Origin of the sequence: Peribacillus sp. TH16 (assembly GCF_016651095.1) — a bacterium.
Classification (GTDB): Bacteria; Bacillota; Bacilli; order Bacillales; family DSM-1321; genus Peribacillus; species Peribacillus butanolivorans.
The window spans coordinates 2276588-2300831 of the sequence record NZ_JAEKEM010000009.1 but is presented as its reverse complement, the minus strand read 5'-3'; the positions used below and the strand labels follow the sequence as shown (position 1 = coordinate 2300831).

Annotated in this window: 24 protein-coding genes, 3 pseudogenes and 1 riboswitch; of the genes and pseudogenes, 18 read left to right on the top strand and 9 right to left on the bottom strand. The window is 37.0% G+C overall.

Features of this window, described 5'->3' with window-relative positions; translation table 11 throughout:
* Nucleotides 1-19 precede the first annotated feature (19 nt).
* The 3 genes from JFV29_RS25145 to JFV29_RS25135 all read left to right on the top strand — a co-directional run bounded on the left by JFV29_RS25145 (nt 20) and on the right by JFV29_RS25135 (nt 1879).
* Nucleotides 20-220: a hypothetical protein gene (locus tag JFV29_RS25145; protein ID WP_201187089.1), complete on the top strand. Its 201-nt coding sequence runs from the start codon at nt 20-22 to the stop codon at nt 218-220.
* The gene (gene nagZ / locus JFV29_RS25140; protein ID WP_201187088.1) at nt 217-1509 is read left to right on the top strand and encodes a beta-N-acetylhexosaminidase; all 1293 of its coding nucleotides are present in this window, start codon (nt 217-219) and stop codon (nt 1507-1509) included. The genes JFV29_RS25145 and nagZ overlap by 4 nt, the downstream gene beginning before the upstream one ends.
* A gap of 181 nt (nt 1510-1690) precedes the next feature.
* A complete protein-coding gene (locus JFV29_RS25135) occupies nt 1691-1879 on the top strand; it encodes a hypothetical protein (protein WP_053348810.1) in 189 nt (62 codons plus the stop codon).
* Nucleotides 1880-2017: 138 nt separating this feature from the next.
* Here JFV29_RS25135 and JFV29_RS25130 read toward each other — a convergent pair whose 3' ends face one another.
* Both JFV29_RS25130 and JFV29_RS25125 read right to left on the bottom strand, forming a co-directional pair.
* Nucleotides 2018-2419 (bottom strand): SET domain-containing protein, encoded by a 402-nt coding sequence (locus tag JFV29_RS25130; RefSeq protein WP_053348811.1) that lies wholly within the window; start codon nt 2417-2419, stop codon nt 2018-2020.
* A 545-nt stretch (nt 2420-2964) separates the two neighbouring features.
* Nucleotides 2965-4181, bottom strand: a pseudogene (locus JFV29_RS25125) (IS110 family transposase).
* Nucleotides 4182-4699: 518 nt separating this feature from the next.
* Between JFV29_RS25125 and JFV29_RS25120 the strand changes: the two are divergent.
* Nucleotides 4700-4903, top strand: a pseudogene (locus JFV29_RS25120) (AAA family ATPase); the annotation flags it as partial.
* A gap of 194 nt (nt 4904-5097) precedes the next feature.
* Here JFV29_RS25120 and JFV29_RS31500 read toward each other — a convergent pair.
* The 4 genes from JFV29_RS31500 to JFV29_RS25100 are packed head-to-tail and all read right to left on the bottom strand — an operon-like array spanning nt 5098 to nt 8875.
* Nucleotides 5098-6258: a nitrilase-related carbon-nitrogen hydrolase gene (locus tag JFV29_RS31500; RefSeq protein ID WP_201187087.1), complete on the bottom strand. Its 1161-nt coding sequence runs from the start codon at nt 6256-6258 to the stop codon at nt 5098-5100.
* Between the two features lie 24 nt (nt 6259-6282).
* Complete coding sequence (locus JFV29_RS25110; RefSeq protein ID WP_201187085.1) at nt 6283-7539, bottom strand: MFS transporter; 1257 nt, start codon at nt 7537-7539, stop codon at nt 6283-6285.
* Nucleotides 7540-7551: 12 nt separating this feature from the next.
* Nucleotides 7552-8223, bottom strand: a complete 672-nt coding sequence (locus tag JFV29_RS25105) for a DUF2848 family protein (protein WP_201187083.1) — start codon at nt 8221-8223, stop codon at nt 7552-7554.
* A complete protein-coding gene (locus tag JFV29_RS25100; protein ID WP_053344578.1) occupies nt 8207-8875 on the bottom strand; it encodes a GntR family transcriptional regulator in 669 nt (222 codons plus the stop codon). Before JFV29_RS25100 ends, JFV29_RS25105 begins: the two co-directional genes overlap by 17 nt.
* A 640-nt stretch (nt 8876-9515) precedes the next feature.
* Between JFV29_RS25100 and JFV29_RS25095 the strand changes: the two genes are divergently transcribed.
* Entirely contained in the window at nt 9516-9653 is a 138-nt protein-coding gene (locus JFV29_RS25095) for a hypothetical protein (protein WP_201187081.1), read from the top strand.
* 48 nt (nt 9654-9701) lie between these two features.
* Nucleotides 9702-9881 (top strand): IS66 family insertion sequence element accessory protein TnpA, encoded by a 180-nt coding sequence (gene tnpA / locus JFV29_RS31815; RefSeq protein ID WP_446728264.1) that lies wholly within the window; start codon nt 9702-9704, stop codon nt 9879-9881.
* Here tnpA and JFV29_RS25090 read toward each other — a convergent pair.
* Entirely contained in the window at nt 9837-10088 is a 252-nt protein-coding gene (locus JFV29_RS25090; protein WP_201187079.1) for a hypothetical protein, read from the bottom strand. The genes tnpA and JFV29_RS25090 overlap by 45 nt on opposite strands.
* A gap of 80 nt (nt 10089-10168) precedes the next feature.
* Here JFV29_RS25090 and JFV29_RS25085 point away from each other — a divergent pair, with 80 nt between their 5' ends.
* The 5 genes from JFV29_RS25085 (at nt 10169) to JFV29_RS25070 (ending at nt 12599) form a co-directional block, all read left to right on the top strand.
* Complete coding sequence (locus JFV29_RS25085) at nt 10169-10732, top strand: hypothetical protein (protein ID WP_201187077.1); 564 nt, start codon at nt 10169-10171, stop codon at nt 10730-10732.
* Between the two features lie 573 nt (nt 10733-11305).
* Nucleotides 11306-11434, top strand: coding sequence for a hypothetical protein (locus tag JFV29_RS31280; protein WP_274607083.1), 129 nt, complete (start codon nt 11306-11308; stop codon nt 11432-11434).
* Nucleotides 11435-11729: 295 nt separating this feature from the next.
* A complete protein-coding gene (locus JFV29_RS25080; protein ID WP_201187075.1) occupies nt 11730-12128 on the top strand; it encodes a hypothetical protein in 399 nt (132 codons plus the stop codon).
* Nucleotides 12129-12140: 12 nt separating this feature from the next.
* Nucleotides 12141-12344 carry a helix-turn-helix transcriptional regulator gene (locus JFV29_RS25075; protein ID WP_034306678.1) on the top strand — a complete coding sequence of 68 codons (204 nt, stop codon included), beginning with the start codon at nt 12141-12143 and terminating at the stop codon, nt 12342-12344.
* Between the two features lie 48 nt (nt 12345-12392).
* Nucleotides 12393-12599, top strand: coding sequence for a hypothetical protein (locus JFV29_RS25070; RefSeq protein WP_201187073.1), 207 nt, complete (start codon nt 12393-12395; stop codon nt 12597-12599).
* A gap of 670 nt (nt 12600-13269) precedes the next feature.
* Here the strand turns inward: JFV29_RS25070 and JFV29_RS25065 are convergent.
* A complete protein-coding gene (locus JFV29_RS25065; RefSeq protein ID WP_201187071.1) occupies nt 13270-14895 on the bottom strand; it encodes a M4 family metallopeptidase in 1626 nt (541 codons plus the stop codon).
* Between the two features lie 473 nt (nt 14896-15368).
* Here JFV29_RS25065 and JFV29_RS25060 point away from each other — a divergent pair, with 473 nt between their 5' ends.
* The 4 genes from JFV29_RS25060 (at nt 15369) to JFV29_RS25045 (ending at nt 20829) form a co-directional block, all read left to right on the top strand.
* Nucleotides 15369-16853 carry an amino acid permease gene (locus JFV29_RS25060; RefSeq protein ID WP_201187069.1) on the top strand — a complete coding sequence of 495 codons (1485 nt, stop codon included), beginning with the start codon at nt 15369-15371 and terminating at the stop codon, nt 16851-16853.
* A 403-nt stretch (nt 16854-17256) separates the two neighbouring features.
* Nucleotides 17257-18357, top strand: a complete 1101-nt coding sequence (locus tag JFV29_RS25055) for a CaiB/BaiF CoA transferase family protein (protein WP_201187067.1) — start codon at nt 17257-17259, stop codon at nt 18355-18357.
* A gap of 714 nt (nt 18358-19071) precedes the next feature.
* A complete protein-coding gene (locus JFV29_RS25050) occupies nt 19072-19605 on the top strand; it encodes a hypothetical protein (RefSeq protein WP_176527617.1) in 534 nt (177 codons plus the stop codon).
* Nucleotides 19606-19791: 186 nt separating this feature from the next.
* Nucleotides 19792-20829 (top strand): PTS transporter subunit IIC, encoded by a 1038-nt coding sequence (locus JFV29_RS25045; RefSeq protein ID WP_098178097.1) that lies wholly within the window; start codon nt 19792-19794, stop codon nt 20827-20829.
* A 99-nt stretch (nt 20830-20928) separates the two neighbouring features.
* Here the strand turns inward: JFV29_RS25045 and JFV29_RS25040 are convergent.
* A pseudogene (locus tag JFV29_RS25040) lies at nt 20929-21700 on the bottom strand (5-methyltetrahydropteroyltriglutamate--homocysteine S-methyltransferase); the annotation flags it as partial.
* Nucleotides 21690-21785: riboswitch (SAM riboswitch) on the bottom strand. Its footprint overlaps the pseudogene before it by 11 nt.
* A gap of 206 nt (nt 21786-21991) precedes the next feature.
* On the opposite strand from JFV29_RS25040, the gene JFV29_RS25035 reads away from it, so the two are divergent.
* The 3 genes from JFV29_RS25035 to JFV29_RS25025 all read left to right on the top strand — a co-directional run bounded on the left by JFV29_RS25035 (nt 21992) and on the right by JFV29_RS25025 (nt 24242).
* A complete protein-coding gene (locus JFV29_RS25035) occupies nt 21992-22429 on the top strand; it encodes a hypothetical protein (protein ID WP_201187065.1) in 438 nt (145 codons plus the stop codon).
* 210 nt (nt 22430-22639) lie between these two features.
* On the top strand, nt 22640-23182 hold the full coding sequence (locus tag JFV29_RS25030) for a glycerol-3-phosphate responsive antiterminator (protein WP_053348820.1): 543 nt from the start codon (nt 22640-22642) through the stop codon (nt 23180-23182).
* 235 nt (nt 23183-23417) lie between these two features.
* The gene (locus tag JFV29_RS25025) at nt 23418-24242 is read left to right on the top strand and encodes an MIP/aquaporin family protein (protein ID WP_053348821.1); all 825 of its coding nucleotides are present in this window, start codon (nt 23418-23420) and stop codon (nt 24240-24242) included.
* Nucleotides 24243-24244: the final 2 nt, after the last annotated feature.

Genomic DNA, 24244 nt, shown 5'->3' with positions numbered 1-24244 from the left:
AAAAGGAATGACGGACAATATGAGTAATGAAGTGTCATTAGCAAAAGTAGACTTAATGAATAGTAAAGAGACTGTCTCTATTGATATTTTCAACGAGGACTGTAAGGAGGGCTTAACGTTAGTCCATATATGGGGAAGCAATGGGTATCTAATGAAGGGAAGCTCCGGAAGGAAGCTTGCGGATTCTGATATGGAACGAAAGGATAAAAAAGTACAATGAAGAAAAAAAATAAGTATATCGTACTGCTCTTCATTGCTATCATTTCGTTATTAACGGTGGTGCTCGTTCAAATAAATATGGATACGAAATCCAAAGAAACCGAGAAGGTAGAAAACACAGCAGATAAAGAGAAAGAGCAAGGCGGTAAGGAAGAAACCGACATCAATGTCATCACAGGTACTGATAAAAAAATAGAAGAATTGCTTGAAAACATGACGCTTGAAGAAAAAATTGGACAGCTAATGATGGTCGGTTTCAAGGGAACTGAGAAGAGCAGTGAAATTACGGAGCTTATCGAACAAAAACATATAGGGGGCGTCATTTATTTTGACCGCAATATGAAATCGCCAAAACAAGTGGCGAAGTTATCCAATTCGCTTCAGCAATCGGCTGATCGTAGTTCGCATTCGCTTCCGCTTATGGTAGCCGTCGATCAGGAAGGCGGAGACATAATCCGAATGAGGGAACGAGTATCGCCAATCCCTTCGCAACAGGAACTTGGGGAAAATGCTTCTGTCGAAGACATGTACAGGGTGGCAAAATTGAACGGGACAGAACTGAACTCTATGGGGATTAATATAAATTTTGCTCCTGTTCTGGATTTATCAAAGACGGACAACCGTTCACTGGGAAAAGATCCAGAAAAGGTTTATCAATACGGAACGAAAGCGATTCAAGGCTTGAACGATGCTTCCGTTACAGGAGCTTTGAAGCATTTTCCAGGAAACGGACGCAGCGAGATTGACCCGCATGTCGAAACATCTTCTGTGGAAGCAAACCAGCTCGATCTGGAAAACTCAGATATCTATCCTTTCAAGAAAATTATTAGTGAAATGGATAACCAAAAGTTTTTCGTTATGGTGACCCACATTAAATATCCAGCTTATGATAAAGAAAAACCGGCAAGCCTGTCCAAGGTTATCATTGAAGACTTGCTTCGGGGGAAACTTGGATTTGAAGGGCTTGTCGTCACGGATGATTTGGAAATGGGCGCAGTGAATAAGTATTTTTCCTATAAAGATATGGGGAAAGAAGCAATCCTTGCAGGAGCGGATTTATTATTGGTCTGTCATGAATATTCGCATGAGCTTGAGGTATATAACGGTTTACTTGAAGCGGTGAAAGCAGGAGAAGTTCCTATGGAGCGAATTAACGAGTCAACGAAAAGAGTTCTAACCTATAAACTCTACAATATGAAACAAACAAAGGTAGATCCAGGTCAAGCTGCAAAAGTGGTGAAAAGCCCAGAAAGCTTAGAGTATATTAACAGTCTGAACTTGGAGAAATAAAAGGAAAATCAACTATCAAAGCTTAGCCCTCGCTCAAATAAAACAGCGAAGGCTGGGTTTCGCGGGTCAAGTTTAAGCGTTTTTACCAGTCTATTCAATGCAGGCTGAAGCTGCGGCCTGTTGTTTAAATCAATCGATAGAGGGAATACTATAATTAACCAACTTCAAGGAGGAAACTCATATGCCATCAAATAAAATGATTGGAACTGTCGTGATAGGAGCAGCAGCATACTTAATGCGCAATAAAAAAACTCGTGAAAAAACCATGAGTCAAATAAAATCCCTAGCCACTCCAGAAAACATTGATAAGGTTAAGAGCCAACTCCAATCCTTAACAAAATCAAAATCGAATAAGCCTTCCGCTCATTAAGTAAAAAAAATCCCCTTAAGTGATTGTGTAATTGCCACAATCCTTTTAAAGGGGATTTTTTATTAAACCTTGTTGTCTGTGTAAATGGCTCTCATTAATAAATTATTACCTTCAGGTCATTCAAAAGTAATGGTGTTGTTACTCAGCGTCATCTTCACCATTATCTTCTTTATTGAACCATAATGGATCTTCATTATCGACTTCACCATTATAATTAATAAGAATTTCTTCTCCTGCTTTTATGTCGGTGTAAGCGAAGAAATCAAACGTGTGGTTCTTAAAGTTTATGTCATAAGTAGCATTGGGAGTATAAGAGTGATTAAACAGCATGCCATATCCTAAAAGCATGGCAGTATGGTTAATTCCATACTCAAACGCGTAATCTGCAAGCAATGTTTTCTCTATGAAAACATGCTCTTCGTTTGGATAAGCAATAACAGGTGCTTCATGTAAAAGCTCACCTTTTTTAATGTCTTGCGTAGCGAATACGCCTCTATTGAACTCACCATCACTGAGTGTGGAAGTTTTAACTTCAATCATGTTCGTCACCTACTTGTTCTATTCTTTATAGTCTAGATCATCTAAGCTTGACAGTTAATAAGAAGAAAAGCAACTATTTTAGGGAATTAATCTTTTTCAAATGAAAAAGAAGGGATTGTTATATGTATAATAACCACTTCCATTTAAATTGAAAGAATGAAAGTGGGATGTAAAAACTATTGCTGCTTCCCTAGACCTCGTAGAAGAATCAGGGCCGGCAATAATATAATCTCCTAACCAACATTTTACCATACATAGAATCCTTATGGCTGTAAGCGTGAATAGGTATGTACAGACCCATGTGCACAAATAAACCTTAATCTGTTTATTAGCTATCCGTTCGTTTAATTACACTTTTACGAACTTTTTTTGATTGTTACTTCTTTAAAATAGAATCTGTTAAACAATGCTTTTGATTTTTCTTCTTCAACTACCATGAAAATTAAACACTAATAATAAGAAAAAAGACCATATTAAATAAAACGCAAGCTTCAATTTTTTTGAAAAAAAGCAGCGCCCTATTAGATCTCCTAATAAATCGGTGGTTAGGATGCCTCTGATATATTTACGGTATATCCTAAGTTTTCTAACCTTCGGACCGAATTTCGTACAATGGAAGCTTGCTTTTGCTTATCAAAATAATCTTCGCCTAAGTCTACATACATTTCTTTCCTTGTTAAAAGATAATAAGAAATTCTTAACATGGCGTGGGCAACGACAATTCCAGCTCGTTTTCTTCCTTTTCGCGCAGCTGTCCGTCTGTATAGAGCGCCAAGATAGTTTTTGGAGGCACCAACTGAATGAGCAGCCTCAGTTAAAGCAGATTTTAAATATTATTTCCCTTTTTGCCTCTGGTTGATTTCCTTTTTCCTGCACTTTCATTGTGTCCTGGTACGAGGGCGGCCCATGAACATAATCTGGCTGTACTTTCGAACTGTTTTTCAACGTCCGTTCCGATTTCAGCTAGAATTTGTTCTGCCATTCGAGTGGCAATCCCAGGTATTGAATCCAGTCGTTCTATGTCTTCTTGATACACACTAACTCTTTGGGCAACCTCTTGATCGAGGTTTTCAATCTGTTCAGTCAGAAAATCAATATGAGTTAGAATCGATTTAAGCATCATGCGTTGATGAGGATTCACATACCCATTCAGGGCAAGGATTAAATCATCTTTTTTCTTCTTCATCGAACGTCGCGCAAGGTTTGCTAGTTTCTCAGGATCATCCTCACCAAATGCGATCGCATGAAGCATGTCCTTTGATGAAACACCCATAATATCCGATACGACAGAGCCTAATTTGATATTTGCACCCTCAAGCACCTTTTGAATTCGATTATGCTGTCTGGCTCGTTCTTCAATAATACTTCTACGATACCGAACAAGCTCACGCAATTCTCGTTGATTTCGATCAGGGATAAAGCTTGCCTTCAATAAACCATGACGAAGAAGTTGAGCGATCCACTCAGCATCCTTGACATCTGTTTTTCGACCAGGGACTGCTTTCATATGTTGTGCGTTAACAACTAAAAATTCCATTTCTTCAGCCTCAATTAAGTTCACGATAGGCTTCCAAAACACACCTGTGCTCTCCATAGCGACATGAGTGCAACCATGTGATTTAATCCAATCCATCAGTTGAATTAAAAACACCGTTTTTGTAGAAAATGTTTGAATCTCCTTTCCTTCGGGGGTCATAATGCAGGCGGTAATGTTATCTTTATGTACATCCATTCCGCATACTCGTTCAATGATAACTTCCATTGAAACCATCCTTTCTATGGCAAAAAATTAGAGGCTGGTGCAAAAACCAGAATAGGATTAATCTACCATGAGTGCTTCCCGTAAGGGAGCGACAGTCTGTGATGCACCGAGGTCGTTGGAGTCAGACTAACGGATGGGCTCTAATGGCACCATAGTTCATCGACCTTCCTCACCCAGCCATAGAATCAGTATGGACGGTTTTCCACCATTTTCATTCTCTGTGGTGCAGCGCTGGTCGTGCGCTGCATGGTTGGCTAACGGGGCAGTTTAGTTGAAGATTGAATACGTTGCAAAAAGGGATTATTACTGTTAATGCGAATAGTTAATAATTGGATTTATTTTGAAAGGGAGAGATTTTAAGAATTAAGAAAAGACGTAATTAGAAAGGAAGTTTTATTTGAACAAATTTACCTGCATTTCAGAAACGGAAAGATTAGTAATAAGACCATTAAAAGAAGATGATTTTAAAAATTGGCTTAGCGAATTTAAAAATAGACTTCCATCTCAACACAGGGGATGAACTCGGCATCTCCATCAAACGGGAGGACTTTTCCGACTATGAGGCACTCACTAACATCATGAAAGTCACAAACTGTAATTTTAGACTCATTCACCGGTTATTTACTCAAATTGAACGTATTCTCGAAATCAATCACCTGACATCCATTACAACAGAAGCCGTAGAAGCTGCACGAAATAGCTTAGTGATTGGACGTAAATAATTAAGAAACCCAGCTAATCTTCTCATGTGAAGGTAGCTGGGTTTTAAAGTTGGATGTGCAAAATAACACTTAAAATAAGAGCAAATAATCGGGGGAAATGACAACTTTCATTTGGATTGTCGTCTTTTTGTCATCGAAATAGGTGGTACCCCATTATTAAAAACTCCACTCATTATCAAATTATCAGCACTTTATTATCGACTGTATCGCACTTCAAACATTACGCAACCATCCGTTGACTTCCATGGACCATGTTGCATTCCGGGGGGACGTGAAGCAACCATTCCCGCAGTGAATATCTTATTTAAAGTTAAATCTATGACAGACCCTTTAACGACATATAGCTCTTCCCAATAATGATGGACTTGAACTCCATTAGGCGTCGTGTCTGTACCGGGTGCGAACTCCAAAATACGAACCATTTCCTGTGTTGACGAATTCTCTGAAATGACCCTTTGTGACAGCCCTTCTACCAACCCATCAATTGGCTCAAGTTTAAAATTCTTATAGTCTGTGAATTCAATTTCAGGTCTCGATATTTTCTCCACTCCGTCTAAGAAGAATCTTAGGTTGGACCTATAAAGTGATGGTACACGACTACTAAAGATCGGCACATCTTTCCTGACTTGCGGGACTGTCTCTAAATTTAAAGTTGCTTTTAATTCACCAACTTCTTGATCTAATTTTTGAACAATGTCTCCCCATGGATCTACAATTTGTGAGCAACCTGCGAATTCCACTCCTAACTTTGTCCCCGCCACATTTGAAGCAACAACATACATTTGGTTCTCAATTGCGCGCGCACGAAGTAACGTATTCCAATGTGTTTCCCTTGCAAGTGGCCATTCTGCGACGATATGTAACACTTGAATACCTTGTAATGCTAAGTCACGAATAATTTCAGGGAATCGTAAATCGTAACAAATAATAACCCCCATCTTCACACCTTCAAGTTCAAATACTTCCACTTGATTACGACCGCCCGTTAAAAACTTTGGTTCATCTAACATCGGAACAAGGTGCATCTTGTCATATGTGTGAACAATCTCACCCATTCGATTAACTATAACCGCACGATTAAAGATATCTTTACCTTCTAATACGGCAATCGAGCCACCCACCAAGTTTACATTAAACTTCTTAGCCAGTGATTGTAAAAATTCAATGGAACGCTTACCATCCACATTGCAGATTTCTTCCAGTTCCTCTAACACATAGCCCGTAGACCACATTTCAGGAAGTACTACGACATCCACATCATCACTATAGTGAGCTTCTAACCAGCGTTCAATGATTTTCCTATTCTCTTCAGGATTTCCAACTACTAAATCCATTTGAAATACTAGATAATTCACATTGGTCACTCCTCTTAATTGTATTTAGTTTAGTAATGAAGTATCTGGTTTCACAAACAACCATAATATAGCTGCAATAAACACAGGGATTATAGTTACTCCTAATGTGATATTCCACCCAAAGTTTTCTGCTAACCAACCACATAATAACGGTGATACAAATGCTCCTAGATTTCCCCACAAGTTCATCCAACCTGAAACGGAACCAGAAAAGTTTCTTCCTAAGTCTGTAGCAGAAGCCCATGAACACACTACTGTGAATCCTAGTGAACCCAAGCATAATGATAACCATAAAACATTCATATAAGGCGATACTGTCATAACAGCAAGGTACATTGAAATAATAAATACTATTAAACCTGATATAGCTAAAGAGGATCTTGATATTTGCTTTGAAAAACCTTTACGTACTAAGTAGTCAGAAAGAATACCACCAGTCATTACAGTTATCAGTATTGCTAACCAAGGTAGGCTTGCAGCAAATCCCATTTTACTTAATGAGAATCCTCTATCTTCCAGTAAATAGGTAGGTAACCAAACTAAAAAGAAAGTAATAATATATAAAACAACAAAATATTGTAATCCTAACGCCCAAAATCTATAGCTTTTCAGAAAAGAATTCCATGGGGCTCTAACTTTAGCGGTATCAACAATTTCTCTGTCTTCAAGTATATATTCTTTTTCTTGTTCATTCACAAGTTTATGAATTTCAGGATAGTCTCGGGCTATAACGTACCAGACACCCGCAATGATTATTCCTATTAATCCGAAAATATAAAATACAGCTTGCCAGCCAAAATATTGATAGATATAAACCGTAACGATAGGGGCTATAACTGGTCCAAAATATGAACCGGCCAATAAAGCACTAGATGCTCTGGCCTTTTCATCTCTTCTAAACCAGTTTGTATTAAATACGGCGTTAGCAGGAAACATCGGTCCTTCACCTATCCCAAATAAGAATCTCACCATAAACAATAGACCGTGAGATTTAACTAAACCCGTCAAACCCGTAAATACTGACCACCATACTAGAGCAAAAGTGATCATTTTTCTTGGACCAAACTTTTCTGCCATAAGTCCTGCTGGAATTTGAACTAACGCGTAACCTAATGAGAATAATGATGCAAGCATACCAAACTGAACTTTATCTAAGCCTAAATCATCCATCATTGGTTTTGCTATTATTGAAATATTTGATCTGTCCATGTAAGCGATTACACCTATTATAAAGAAAAAGAATGCTAGTCCCCATCTAACTTTTGTAGGTTCCTTTTTCAAAACAATCACCCCTTAATAAATAATGGAATAATGATGTTTAATTTTTCTGTTTAACTTGGGGTGTTCAATTTCATATTCAAATTTATCACCAAAAATAAATCCATTTTTTGTAGGAACAGTACCTGAAAAAATAACAGTATGTTCTAGATCCTTTTCCCCGAACTTGTCCAGCTTTTCCAATAAAACATCAACCTCTAAGAGTGCGTCTAAAGTGTCTTCTTGATATAAATATTTTTCCCCATTTGAAGTAACATAAGAACGTAAGATAATATTATCCCAGTCTTCTATTAAATCTGCTAATCTCCAAAAATCAGTTGCAAGAGGTTTATCACATATTGATTTGGACTTTAAAATATCTTCTTTTTCTACTTCTCGATCAGTATGATCGCTGCCAAGGGTAACCAACCATTCTTTTCCATCATGGAATAACACATATTCTGTTTCCCCTGAGGAAAATTTGCTTCCATTACATTCATTAGAAAAATTCAGTTGTTCTATTTTTTGTGGATATATCATTGGTACATGGGGTGGAGGTGCAATACCTAATTCTTTTAATTCATCTATGTGTTCTTGAATTTTTTCTATATTTCGTCCCCCATATCCAACAACAATTACTCTATTAATATTAATTTCATGTTTTTTAACCTCTCCATTAGAAAGATGTAAATTAATTACTTTTCTCATTTGAATTCCTCCTCAATTGATTAATAATTTCATTTTTGGTATTTTCCACATGGTTATTTGATGCTACCAGAAGTTGATTAATATCTTGTGATTTTATACCTTGTACAATTGCTTTATGTTCAGATATTGTTTCCTCAATACGCGACTTCTCAGTTATGGCTTTTAACCCAAACCATCTAATCTGATCACCAATTTCTTCAAACCATTTTTCTAATCGCTGATTTTTAGTTAATAATACAATTTCAGAATGGAACTCTTTATCTAATTCAATAAATCTTTGGTGATCTGTTTTATTTTTTTCTTGCTCCTCTATGTAACCTTCTAATACTTTTATTTGTTCTGGAGTAATATTTCCACAGATTTTTTCTAGTGAGAATCGGTCAAAAATCATTCGAATTTCCATTACTTCAATTACATTTTCTTCTGTTATTTCATTAATAAACGTACCAACCCGTGGTTTTGAAATTATCCATTTTTCTCTTTCTAACAACGACAGAGATTCTCTTACAGGAGTTCTACTTACACCTAACTTTTCACTTAGGTCTCTTTCATAAATTGCTTGACCCGGTAGAAGTTCATAATTCAAAATTGATTTCTTAATTGCCTCAAAAGCTATATCTCTTAACGGCATAACTGTCTCTATTTTTTTCATTTTTCCTCCTATTGGTATGTGGTATACCAAGTATATTACAAAGTGAAAATTCAGTCAATTCAAAATTATACGTTTTCTTCGGTAGCCCTTTTCTTATTGAACTAAAGGGGCAGATTAGTTGTATAGAAGGAGATGATGCTATTTATTTAGATGGGGTAGTGGAAAACTTCTCAGGAATTAATATATTCAATGAAAAAGATAAACATATTGCAGGGGGGTGGATGGAGTTTATTTAAGAACCAACTTATAACTTTTTCATTTCTTATTGGGGATTCCTTACATACCTTGATTCGGGAAAAGAAATAGAAATTAAAGATAAAGTAGGAATCCCTTTGCATATTATTAACTAAATTCTTGAAAATGTACGATATAGGTATAAGACTGAGTTATTAAAATGATGACTTCTTCTTCAACTAAAGGGTGCGTTAGTTGATTAAGGAAGACAAAAGATCAGCGTTTTTATAAAAGAATAATCCAATTTAATAGTAGTATAAGGGCATGTTTTGATAATCTTTTTTCTAAACATGCCCTTTCTATTTATTTATCAAAGTTTTTTGTTTAGGTACTCTGAATAATCATAGTGCTTTTCTAGTTCAATTAGATTAAGGTGGATTAGTTAATCTTTACTATATGAGAGAAAATGGGGGAAAATTTTATAAGGAATTATTTTATTTTAGCAGCAAGTGTTATCTCAATTGGATTGCTTGGTGCATGTATGCAAGAAGAAAAAGCAGTAGATAAAAGTAAGCGTCAAATATTCCCCACCTACTACTTGTAAATAGCTCATGAGATAATCTCCTTACATCCTACATGTGGAGGTTTTTTTATGAAAAGGCGCCTTATAAAGAAAGGATGGGAAGCTCACATTCAAGATTTTAAAGAAATTGGATTATCAAAAGCTGCTTGGTGTCAAAAACAGAACCTGCCGGTTCATCGGCTATATTATTGGCTCAAGAAATTATCACCTCAAGCTGATTGTCCAACAAGTATCTTCTATTACATCTAAGCAACGGTATTTTTTATGTGCTTCTGGATTAAATTCTTCAATCCGCTTTAACATGTTTGGAATGTTAATTATATATTGAGGTGCAATTGCGTCTTTTTCTAAGAACTCATGAATATGGAGCATTGGTTTGTGTTGAAGTTTACTGAAGTCAAAAGCCGCATTGCCTAAGATGGATATTGTAAATACCCGTTCTCTACGAAAAGTCATAGACCCATTGAAAAAGATTTGGTATTCTACAAATGTACATATAAATTCATAAGAACTAACGGGTTGGGGGAGAAATTAAGATGAAAAAACTAGCAAAGGCATTAACTGTAGGAGTATTAGCTCTAGGATTACTGGCAGGAGTTGGAGCAAATAAAGGAGAAGCTGCAACAGTAACAAAGCCGATCGGTTCAACTTTCTATAAGAGCGCCTTAGTAGGTACTACCTATAAGGTTCAAGATTATAAAGGTAATACAATTAATGCAAAAACAACTAAAGCTGTAACGTTAACTCCATATGCAACAAATAAAAACTTTTCATATGCTACAGTAACATTTGTAGATTATGATAAAGTAGGAACAAAGTGGGTCAAGTATACAAAAACAGCCAAAGGATATTTCTTTACTCCCATTAAAAATGGTATAACTTTCAATGAATATACGAATGTAAAAAAAGGAATGACTTATAATCAAATGGTATCTATCACAGGTGAATATATGAAATTAGATTCAACATATACCTCTGGCGGTATTACCGAAAAAGATTATATCTGGAGCCTGTTCAATGACACTACTCACATATTTGTTGATATGGCTTTTGAAAACAACAAGTTAACATACAAAAGTTATTCTGTAAGTGAATATTAATAACAAAAAAGCCCCTCTCGTGTGAGAAGGGCTTTTTATTTTTATTATTCCAAGTATCAGAATTGTTTATCAAATGTCCGGTGGTCTGTCCTATGTCGTCCAACATCAATCTAGAAAAAACAAAGCAAAAAACGGCTCTCAAAATAAGGGTAAAACATCTAACATATGATAAGAAAATCGCTCGAACCGAGATGACATTTGAGGATATGAAACTTGCTCCTTAAGCACCTAAAGAAACCATTGAAGATGTACAAGCCAAATTTGAAAATAATTAACGAGATCATGAGATGTTAGAAGAAGAATTTTAGTTGATGAATCCGATAGCAATATCGCAACCCAATTGAATACTACTACTTAGCAGAAGCTCAATCATTTACGAGTGAAGAAGATGCTAACGATATACCAAAAGTTTTAGTACAAGACTTCAACAATCTCTTAGAACTATCCTACATAATTCAAGAAGAACAAGGCAAAGTTTTAGATGGAGTTACCCTACCGAAAGGGACAGATAAATGGGAAGCTCATAAGTATTGGAATCCACCGACAGACAGACAGAAACAAGCTATAACATACATGAAGTATTTGTTTAACGACCTTGATATTGTCGCAAATGGTATAAAAGGAAAAGAACTGACTGGATACACATATCATGCTGATGGGAAGATAGTAGAAGAACTTGAAAAATTCATCAGTCAAAAATAATTGAAGGAGGTTTTGAGAAAAAATATACGGCTGAAGAAATCTTGGAAATGATCGAGTCTGACTATAGGTGCGTTAGTTGAGATTCAGGGCTACCACGTGGTGGCCTTTTTGATTAATGAACTATGGGGGCAGGTTAGTTCAACACAATGAAAACTAAAATGATTTTAATAATCAACATTTACTTATTGACTTTTGCTTTGAGAATGAGTAACGTTAAGTTAACTTCATGTGAAGAAAACTTCACGTGAAACAAACTTCACTTCAGGAGAATTTAAATTGGTTAGGAGAGGTATGTTTGAAAAATCTATTCATACAGCGCTTTTTTGTATCAATCTTGATAATTGTATTGGGAATCATTCAAATAACTCTCGATAAATCAGTAGGATTTAATTTTGGGTATTTCATATTATTCTTAGGGGGAATAATCTTGGTTTCCTCAACAATTTCTTATATTAAATCCCGAAAGAATAAATCTCTAGAAAAGGAATTAGCAAAGGAATATGATGAAAGAGACGCTTTAATTGATGGAAAAGTTGCTCGCTTTTCTTTGCAAATTCTGATATACGAAATCTTTATTCTTATGTTTTTAACTAATTTTGTGGTAATCGCAACAAAAACTGTATTGTTTGTTGTCTTAGTATCATTAATAATTAGTGAATTTTGGGCTAGAAAATATTATAATCATGTCCTTTAATTAGGGGGATTTATGAAAAATAGAGTAAAAGAATTACGAATAGAGCATGAAATAACACAACAAGAATTAGCTGATAAAGTAAGTGTATCTTCTAGAACAATCATCTCATTAGAAAAACAACAGTATAATCCATCTGTGCTACTTGCGTATAAAATAGCTTCAGTTTTTAATTTATCAATTGAAGAAACTTTTATTTTTGATGAGGATGACAAATAATCCATTTTAAAAAGATGCACATATTAAACAAACAACGGAGGATTTTAAATGCAGATTATATTATTTATTTTTGGGGCAGTTTTAATAGTTTGGAGTATTTATCGTATGAAAACTGACGATGGTTTATTCGGAAAAAATCAAAAAAGTAAGAATATATTTAATTTATTAATAATGGGAGAAGCATCAGGATTAGGACAATTTTTGGGTGGGATTTTGTGCATAATCCTAGGGGTTATTGCATTTTTTGTAAGGTAGTAATATATAAGAATTTCATTTTTACACTGAAATATTGTGAATAAAATCACTTAAACAAACGGGTGCTTTAGTTCTATAACGTAGAAGAGACCGACTTCTCGAACGGTGGAGTTTCTTCTCAAAACAGCCGTTATTCACGTTCGTTAAAGCACGAAAATACTATACGAATGTCCTTTACTCTCGCGTCCTTTTACGAACGTCCGGAACGAACTTCCTATAAGGTGCGCGACTTTTTAATATTGTGCTTATTATTTTTAGTAAGGGCGTCCTGAAATGATAAATGATGGATTTATAGTAGGACGCGTTTCCCTGTGCGGAAATGGTAACTCATGCGTCATACACAGTAGGAGCTGTACTCCTTTCCTGTCCGTAAATTGTAAGTGGCACGGCATACATTCATACTGTGGGGCACAATCGTTTAAAAGCCACCAGTGTATTTAATGAAAAACAGTCTCTTTCCAAAAGTGACTGTTTTTTAATGCTTTTGTCTTCTTCTATACTATTCTAAATCCTATGTACTCAGGTTTGGGTGCGGGTTGTTGCTTACATTTATACTTATAAAAAAACACCTCAGCTAACATGTACTTTTTTCTGTACATTTAGGGAGGTGTTAAGGTTGTCCTACTTATTAGATTAGCCTAGACATATAAAAATTCATAGGGTGGATCTCTTAATTCACACCGACAGCTGTAAAAGCGTTTTTGACTGCAGTGGCTTCTGCACTGCTTGAACCATATAAATCAGCGGCAGATTGGACGACTGCTGCTCTGGCTTGTGAAAAAGTGGACGAGGAAGTTAAATAAGTCGTGTTGGCCCGGTAAAAGATGGTTCCTAGTTTATCAATGCCAATTCCAGTTACGGTCACACCATGGTGAGTGCCGCCCGCGGAGATAAGATAAGCTGCCTTATTAATGATTCCGCTGTTCGTATGGACGCCGCCATTGTCGCCCGATCCTGTATAACGGTTCGTATAATGGTCAGGGTCGCCATTCAATGTTGGGTTGGCCATTGAACGGAGGGCATCACCGGAAATATTAGGTGTATAAATATCTTCTCCTATCAGATAGTCCGCTTTTGCACTTTGATTCTTAAATTCAACAGCGGTGCCAAAAATATCAGAAATCGCTTCATTCAAAGCACCGGATTCATTCTGATAGGTCAAATTCGATTCCGTAGAAGTTACAGCATGTGTCAATTCATGTGAAACAACGTCTAAGCCGCCTGACAATGGGATGAACGTCGTGCCGTCCCCATCACCGTAAACCATTTGTGTACCATCCCAAAAAGCATTATTGTATTTCGAACCATAATGAACGGTTGACTTTAGGATGGCTCCATTTCCATCGTAAGAGTTCCGTCCAAACGTGGATTTGTAATAATCATAGGTTTTACCAGCATAAAAATGAGCATCCACTGCAGCTTTATCGGTAGAAGAAGTAAAAGCGTTGGTTGTATTGGATAAGAGTGTACCAGGCAATTTTGACCGGTTATTAGCATTATAGGTGAAAATACCTTTGCCACGTGTATTGTCTTGTAGATAATATTTACCGCTCGATAAGGTAGTGTTTACCGATACGGTATTGTTTAGGACTCCGACGCCCGTACCGACGGAATTGGTCCCCGTCACTTCATCAAGGGTGTTATATTTATTCAATATTTCACCTGTTTTGACTGAAATGAAATAATTATAGTTTCCTGGTTCCGGATCTAAGAAATTTAAATTGACCTTATATACATAGTCAGCCTTTCCTTCATTGGCGTATACATATAGCTCTGATTCAGGAGATTGTTCGTAGGAAGGAGTGAATCCAATATCTGTTTCGGCTATTTGGATTGCTTCTGATTTACTGATGCCTTTTTTAGCCTTTTTCCCTAATTTAGTGTTTAAATTGGCTTCAACTGTTCCGGACACGACTGTTAAAACACCTTGAGCGTCAATTAATACTGCCTGTGTAGAATTCCATACAGGTACGCCCTTATAGGTTTGTTGCAATCTTAGAGCGGTATTTCCAAGTTCATCCTTACTTTCTTTTTGGATAATGAAGGAGTCTTTCGCCTTTTGCTTCTCTAACTTGTAAGACTTTGTGTTTTTATCAAAAAAGGTAAGAATGATATCCTCTGCCGTCTGCTTTGAAGGTTCTGTGAGTTTCCCAGACTTGAATTCTAGCGAATCTCTATGCTTATTATACTTTTCAACGCTTAACACGTTTTTTGCCGCTAAAGCTTCTTGTTGGGGAATAGCAGAAAATAATAGACCGATAGATAGTGCAGTTCCTAAAAATACCTTACCTTTCATAACCTTTCAACTCCTTCATGAGAATACCTCATTTTTACATCGTTTCATATTATTATCAAATGGAGAAAACAAGCAAAAAATATGACATTTAAAGGAATAAAATGGAGGAAAATGGTTTTTAATAGAAATGTTCTTTCCGAATATTCTTCTAGTAATATTTGGAATATATTTAAGGGCGTATGAAATGAGCTTAGTATTTTATAAGTCCCGCTTTTTTAATGCTGCAAAAAAACATGGCATAAAGTGCAAAAAAACATGGCATAAAGTGCAAAATATTTTGTCTATTGAAAGCGTTTTTTAAAATAATTTGTTGAATATTGCGGTTTGAAAATTTGGCATGAAAATTGCATATATTCAGAAAAGGAATATTCGAATTGTAAATTAGGTCTATTTGAAAGTCTATGAAATAGGAAAATTTATTAAATGGATTTCCCCATACATGTAAGCGCTTATATAGAAAGGGATGAAAAGTTATGATACCAAAACAAGAAAATGACATCTTTCAGCATCCTCCAAAGCAAGAAGAACAAGAATTAAAGCGCGGTTTGAAATCCCGTCATTTAACGATGATTTCTATTGGAGGGGCTATTGGCACCGGGCTGTTTCTTAGCAGCGGGGCAGCCATTCATACAGCTGGGCCAGGCGGCGCATTACTTGCTTATGCCTTAGTTGGGGCAATGGTGTACTTCGTGATGACCAGCTTAGGGGAACTGGCAGCCTTTATGCCGACAAGCGGTTCATTCAGTACCTATGGAACGAAATTCGTCGATCCGGCATTTGGGTTTGCCTTGGGATGGACGTACTGGTTCAATTGGTCGATGACCATAGCGGCGGAGTTGGCAGCCTCAACAATGATTATGAAATTTTGGTTTCCGAATAGTCCATCATTGTTGTGGAGTTCATCATTCTTGGTGCTCATTTTCCTATTAAACTATTTATCCGTTAAAGGATATGGTGAAGGGGAATACTGGTTTTCCTTCATAAAAGTAACGGCCATCGTTATTTTTATAATCGTTGGCATACTAATGATTGTTGGCATCATGGGTGGCGAAGCAGTAGGTTTTAAGAACTTTACAATCGATGACGCGCCTTTCCCGGGTGGTTTTATGGGTGTCTTCATTGTGTTTATTGCAGCTGGCTTTTCTTTTCAAGGTACAGAAATCGTCGGTGTGGCTGCAGGTGAAAGTGAAGACCCAGCCAAAAATATACCAAAGGCTATTAAAAGCGTTTTTTGGAGAATCCTACTCTTTTACGTATTGGCAATCTTTGTGATAGGGTTACTTATCCCTTATACAAGCCAAAGTTTACAAGGGGATAATGTTATGGTCAGCCCATTCACGCTTATATTTGAAAAGGCTGGAGTTGCATTTGCAGCTTCGCTCATGAATGCAGTCATTTTAACAGCGGTATTGTCAGCAGGTAACTCTAGTTTATATGCTTCGACGCGTATGTTATATTCAATGGCTAAAGATGGGCAAGCACCACGCATTTTTGCAAAACTTAACAAACGCGGAGTGCCGGTTGCGGGTATGATTTTGACATGTGCCATCGGTATGCTTGCATTTTTAGCTTCTATATTTGGTGATGGTAAAGTGTATATATGGTTAATGAATGCTATTGGTATTACAGGATTTATCTTCTGGCTAGGTATTTCTATCAGTCATTATCGTTTCCGTAAAGCTTATATAGCTCAAGGCCATTCATTGGAGAAGCTGCCATATAAGGCATTATGGTTTCCGATTGGACCGATTTTTGCTATTGTGATTGGCTTAATCGTTATTCTATCTCAAAATTTTCAAGCGTTTTTTTCAGACCACATTGATTGGGGCAGTGTAATAGCTGCATACCTAGGAATCCCACTTTTCCTTGGTCTATGGTTTGGATATAAACTGGTAAGGAAAACTAAATTCGTTAAACTTGAGGAAGTGGAGTTTGACTTTGACAAAAAATACGAATGATAATGCTTTAAGTAAAATCAGCCGGACAACGTTGTTTTAAGTTGTCCGGTTTTTATTTGTCTATATGTAAAACAGCTATGTGCATGTAGGTTTATTTATCTTCGCCATTCAAAATTTTTATTTAAAGCCGGGAGCGGGATTCCTGGCCTTTTTTATTTTGTGATAAATGGAAATTAATACAAATTCAAAGAGGGATGTTATATGATAAACGTAATCTCTATGTGTGTTTTTCTATAAAATTAGCTAAAGGAGACTCTATGTATCATTCTAATCTCTTTCAAATTTTTTAAAAAAAGCAAAGGAATGCATGCTAGTACGACGGGGGAACTGCCATCTTCGAGAAGAGAAAGCCAGACTTTAACCGTTTGAAGTATCTAATCCTAGAAAAGGAAGGTGCCCGCTTATGACTCTATTAACTAATTTGAAAGTATTGGACTTTTCAACGCTACTGCCCGGACCATTTGCCACTTTGATGCTAGCTGATTTAGGAGCAGATGTTTTGAAGGTAGAAAGGCCGGCAGCAGGGGATTCATGGGGTGTGAATCAATATCTTAACAGATCAAAGCAATCGATTACCCTTGATTTAAAACAGTCGGAGTCCATCGAAGCCGTAAAAAATTTAGTGAAAGAATACGATATCGTCCTTGAACAATTCCGGCCAGGTGTCATGGAACGCTTAGGGCTGGGGTACGAGGTTTTAAAACAAATCAATCCGAAGTTAATTTATTGTTCAATCACAGGATTTGGCCAAACCGGTCCATACAAAGACCGCCCGGGTCATGACATCAATTATATTTCGATTGCAGGATTATCAGGCTATTCCGGTACGCAAAAAGACGGCCCAGCAAAGAACGGAACGCAAATAGCTGATCTTGCAGGAGGGTCATTGCATGCTATTATCGGTATTTTGTCCGCAGTCATTTATAGAGACAGAACGGGGGAAGGCCAATACATCGACATCAGCATGACCGACTGCAGTTTCGCTTTAAATGCCATATCCGCACCTCTGAATTTACAAGGGGGCATGGAGCTTGAGCCAGAGAAATTGATGTTAAACGGAGGGTCATTTTATGACTTTTACGAAACGAAAGATGGGCGTTATTTTTCGGTAGGAAGCCTGGAGCCTCCATTCCGTAAAGCTCTATGTGAAGCAATCCTCAAGCCCGAATTGTATGAACTAAGCTTGAGTAGAGATGCTGAGAGTGGAAGTAGATTTAAAACAGCTGTCCAACGTGCTTTTCTTGAAAAGAACTTTGATGAATGGAAAGAAATATTTGCTGATTCTGAGGCCTGTGTAGAACCAGTACTGACTTTTACCGAAGCGACCAATCATCCCCAACTTAAGGAACGGGGCATGATTGTTGAAATACCTGACGGAAAAGGAAGCATCCAGAAGCAAATTGCCTGTCCAATCAAAACATCGGTTTTTACCCCTGATTATAAACATACAGGGCTGAAGCCAGGACAAAGCAATGAAGAAGTTCTCCGCACCTTTAATCGCTAAATAAAGAAACGGACCTAGCTAAAATGATATATATATTTAAAGGCTGTCACTTTTCCAAAATCTTTTTGGAGAGAGATAGCCTAATTTTTTTGAATTCAATCTTCGCTGCAACGACGTAAATACTCCTGTACTCATAGTGCTGTAACATTTATGAGGCCGAGCTAAATGGAGGAAGGACGAAATAAGTAGGAGAAAGGTCGAAATAAGTGGATGAAGGACGAATAAAGCGGAGGAAGGACGAATTAAGTGGATGAAGGTCGAATTAAGTGGATGAAGGACGAATAAAGTGGATGAAGGACGAATAAAGTGGATGAAGGACGAAATAAGTAGGAGGAAGGCCGAATTAAGTGGATGAAGGACGAATTAAGTGGATGAAGGACGAATAAAGCGGAGGAAGGACGAAATAAGTAGGAGAAAGGTCGAAATAAGTGGATGAAGGACGAATTAATCGGAGGAAGGTAGAAATAAGTAGGAGAAAGGTCGAATTAAGTGGATGAAGGACGAATTAAGTGGAGGAAGGACGAAATAAGTAGGTGAAAGGTCGAACTAAATGAAGAAAGGACGAAATAAGTGGAGGAAGGTCGAATTAATCTTTTATCAATGAAAGCAACAAGACGTGTGTGCTAAAAATTACCAGTTACAACTAGCGTTTACCGGGTATCAGAGTATCATCCTTCAACAAAGGATTTATAAGAAAAAGCTCTAGATAGGAGGATGATAATAATCTTTGGTCTCTATGATATCATTAAATTTCTATTTTCTTTTTTTCTGATTATGCCAATCGTTACACTGATACATTTGAGCGGGCATATCTTCTTTGTTACGATCTTCGGAGGATCAGAAAAGAGAATCTTGATCGGATGTGGGAATAAACTTTTCTCCTTTTGTAACATAGAGGTGAGGAAATATTATTTTTGGAATGGGACATGCGAGTTTAGGGGATTGAAACATGATAATCGATTGACGAATATGCTGATTTATTTAGGGGGCTCTATCTTTAATTTAGTCAGTATGCTAATCATATATAGCTTAGTGTATCAGAATATCTTGGAAAGCTCAGTAATATGGTACCAATTCATATATTTTTCCTTCTATATTATGTTTTTCTCCTTGTTTCCAATGTATTTCTCGGACGGGTCGCCTAGTGATGGGAAGGCTGCAGAATTGGCCTTGAGGAACAAGTTGGAAGATAGGGTGACTGATGATATATTGGTGAAGAAAATGGATGATGATGATAGTTGCAAGTAAAAAGGGACGTTCTTGATGCTCGTTCTTTTTTTGTGCTTGGATGAAATAGAATAGGGTAAAGACGTAGGAGAACCTCATAAACTTTTTCGCGCTTTCGCGGTAAAGTACTAAAAAAATCCTTTGACTATTATCAGAATATTCCTTATAATATTCTACATTATAGAGACGGGATAGGAGATTAGTAGGATGAAAGATTTTTTCAGTAAATTACTAACTGGAATGAGTATAGGGATTGTTGTTTCCTTAATTCCAAATGCTTTGTTAGGGGAAGTACTTAAGTTATTGATTCCTCATTTTCCAGTATTACAACATATATTCGATATTACAGTTTTTGTGATGAGTTTGTTACCTGTTATGATTGGTGTGATGGTAGGGATTACATTTAAGCTAACATCTATACAAACAGCAAGTGTTGGGATCGCGGCAATGGTCGGTAGTGGTGCTATTCAAAAAACGGCTGATGGTTTATTTGCCCTAAATGGTATTGGAATCGTTATTAATACAGGAATTACAGCCGCACTGACTGTGTTATTTGTTCAATTAATTGGTGACCGATTAAAAGCATATTCCATTTTATTGATGCCGACTTTAAGCATATTAGTGCCAGGGATGATTGGGTATTTAATTCTACCATTTGTGAAATCTTCCACTGGTTTACTGGGAGTCGCTATTTCAAATGTGACATCATTACAACCAATTATAATGGGAGCTATTATTTCTGTTGTGTTCTGTCTCATAATTTTGTCGCCTATTTCAACAGTAGGGGTAGCCACTGTGATCATGCTTTCAGGTATTGGCTCTGGTGCGGCTAATCTAGGCATTGTTGCAGCAGGCGTTGGTCTGGCCATTGCAAGTTATAAAGCAAACTCCCTTGGAACGGCATTAGCACATGTATTAGGCTCACCAAAAATTCAAATGAGAAACTTCTTCATGAAACCGAAGATCGCTTTTCCGATGTTGATCACAGCTGCGATTCTTGGTGCTTTGGCCGGTCTGTTAAATATTCAAGGCACACCCTATAGTGCTGGGTTCGGTTTATCAGGTCTAGTTGGTCCATTAAATTATATGAAACTGGCTGAAGGTGGATGGGCCGTTGAGAATGTAGCAATCATGCTAAGTACTTTCTTTATTCTTCCGATTGTATTGAACCTAGGTCTTATCTATATATTCTCGAAAAAATTAAAACTGATTAAAGCAGAGGATTATAAATTGCATTTTGATTAATAACTCAAACTTCCTCATGAAATAGAGGATGCTGATATATAGACAATATAGAAAGAGCAACGCTTTATTTGAATGCGTTGCTCTTTCTATAATATTTCTTTATCCCCAAACTTCTTTCGCTACATCAACAATAAATTTCAACTTTTCCCATTGTTGTTCTTCCGTTAGCTTATTGCCATGATGGGTGGAAGCGAATCCGCATTGTGGACTTAAGCATAATTGTTCGAGTGGCACGAATTGTGAAGCTTCTTTAATACGAGCTATAACTGCTTCTTTGTCTTCGATTTCTCCATTTTTTGAAGTGACGACTCCTAGAACAACTCGTGCTCCGCCATTTGGAATGTATTCTAACGGTTTGAAATCTCCTGAACGGTTATCGTCATATTCCAGGAAGAATCCATTTACTTTTTCTTTTGCCAATAATGTTGGTGCGATACGTGCATAGCTTCCTTCAAACGCCCACGTTGATTGATAGTTCCCGCGACATAAGTGTGTCGTGACGACCAAATCCTCTGGTTTTCCCTCCAAAGCCCCATTAATTACGCGCAATGCTAAATCAATTAATTGTTCTCTAGAGTATTTTCCATCTTTGAACTGAAATTCTGGAGAGGAAAGTCTAGCAATATAAACATCATCCAATTGTAACACCAGCTTCATAAAAGGCCTTTAAAGCATATTGATACGCTTTAATGATGTCATTTGCATAGTCTTCGATATCAGGGTAGATGTCTTCATTATAAACACCCACAGCAAATAATTGATTGGGACTAGGAATGGTTTGTTTCGTAACAGCACGTCCGGCAACGATTTTGTTCAATTCAATAAAGTCATGAATGAAGGGATGTTCAGGATTGAATGAAACCTTCCCAGTATTGCACTTCTGGAATTAGCACAGTACATTAAAGTCTGTTGCTGAGGTATCAAAGGGCCAGTCCCTCCACCTCTCTTGATAAGAGTTGTCTATTAAATTAAGTATGACTATACAGATAGTTTTAATAAAGGTCAAGGGTGAAAGGTGTAAAATTTAGAATATACCGATTATTCACCAGGACCTTGCATGTTATGAAGGGGTAACTACATTCGTGAAGACAGCATATGCTATAACTGACGTTCCATATGGAATGAAGTTACCTGTAAGTTAAGTTGGAGGGGGAAAACCACGATGAATACGTTCAATCCATCTAATATTTCCGGGAATGGTTTACCGATAACGTTAACTGCGTCTATGCTAGAGCGAATTATAAAGATGAAATCAGGTGAGCAGGATGTTAAAGTCGAGATTACGCCAGTACATATAGTGCTTTTCGGAACGACGGAAGTGAAAAAAATGATGTTTAAGAAAAACGTGCCTTTCCGTATTACATTAAAACCGATTCACGTGGAAAAAAGAACGATTTCATTTGAATTAGTAGAAATGAAGCCTATTGATAGGAATTTTATTAACCAAAAGATATTTAACAGACCGCCATTTTTTGAATTTGAAAATAGAATGATCAAAATGAATTTTAATGCTTGGAACATCGTGAAAAGAATACCCGTGGGCACTATTAAATCGTATGAGTTGGTGGAAGGTGCATTAAAAATTAAACTTTCATTATGATGAATCGAAGAAAGGGTAAGCAATGAAGGAAATGTTTACATAGCATTCTTACCTGTACTATTTTAAAGGGGATACCAGGTATGTTAGTGTAAGGATATGGTAAAGGACGATTCTTCAATAAGAAATATTGTGTTTGATAAATCAAGTTCTTTAAAATATACTAAATAACTAAAAGTTTTGAGTTTTTCCGGTAGATAAGGGGGAAAATGAATGGACCAGAAAATTTTGCCTGCTTCGGCAAGCATGAAGGATTTCGAAAGATTTCTAGAAAGTTCCTATGAAATAGGTGTGTTTCTTGATTTGCATATATCACAATTGAAAAATGTAAGCTTAATGGCAAAGCAGCATAATAAGAAAATGATTTATCATGTCGATTTAATTCATGGTATTAAAAGTGATGAATACGCTACAGAATTTATTTGTCAGGAGTATTGCCCATATGGCCTGATTTCAACAAAATCCAGCGTGATTTTGAAAGCGAAGCAAAAGGGTGTTATTGCCATTCAACGAATCTTTTTAATTGACTCACATGCGTTAGAGAAAAGTTATAAGCTGGTACAGAAAACAAAGCCTGATTATATCGAAGTTTTGCCTGGCGCAATGCCTTGGATGATTAAAGAGGTAAAGGAACGCTTACAAACTCCTATCTTTGCTGGAGGGCTCATACGTTCTTCAGATGAAGTCCTGAATGCCCTTGAGGCAGGAGCTTCGTCAATCACGACTTCAAAAACTGAATTATGGGAGATGTTTTAATTTCAGATAGGAGTTGATGTGTGATAGAGGAAAAAAAATACAGAAAAAATCATTTGTTTTTATATAAATTAATTGACAGCGTTTTCACTACCTAGTATATTTACATTACAAGTTAATACATGTGACGGAGATTAGGAGATTCACACCAGACATACTCATTTTTTGAGGAAAGTTCTGCTGTGAATCTCCTTTTATTTGTTGGTAAGGCATCATTCTATAAGAGGAGGGGTTATGTATGACTCCATTTTGGGGAGAAGTAGTAGGCACGATGATTTTAATTTTATTTGGTGCAGGTATTGGGGCAGGATCTTCCTTAAAGGGATCTTATGCCAAAGATGCAGGCTGGATTGTCATCACGATTGCATGGGGACTGGCTGTTACAATGGGTGTCTTTGCAGTGGGTTCCATAAGCGGAGCACATTTAAACCCGGCTGTTACAGTAGCATTAGCTATCAATGGAGATTTTCCTTGGGCTGATGTGCCAGGGTACATCGTGGCGCAAATGATAGGGGCAATTATAGGTGCGACTCTTGTATTCCTGCATTATTTGCCTCACTGGAAAGCTACGGAGGATCCAGGTACAAAGCTTGGTGTGTTTGCAACCTCACCAGCTATCCCACATACTTTTTCAAATCTATTAAGTGAAATGATTGGTACATTCATCCTTGTTCTTGGCTTATTATTTATTGGAGCCGGCAAGTTTACAGAAGGTCTGAACCCATTTGCTGTCGGTTTATTGATTGTTGTTATCGGGATGTCGCTCGGAGGAACAACAGGCTATGCCATAAACCCTGCACGTGATCTTGGACCTCGTATTGCTCACTTCCTGCTGCCAATACCAGGTAAGGGAAATTCGAATTGGGGCTATGCTTGGATTCCGGTTGTTGGCCCGATTGTCGGTGGAGCACTTGGAGCTGTCTTCTATAAAGCAGTCTTTTTAGGTGAATTGACGACAGTCTTTTGGACTGTTTTAGGAGCAAGCCTAATAATATTGGTATTAGCATATACTTTTGGAAAAAAGCAGTCGCGTGAGTTAGAAACTAGCAACATTGCTAGTTAAAT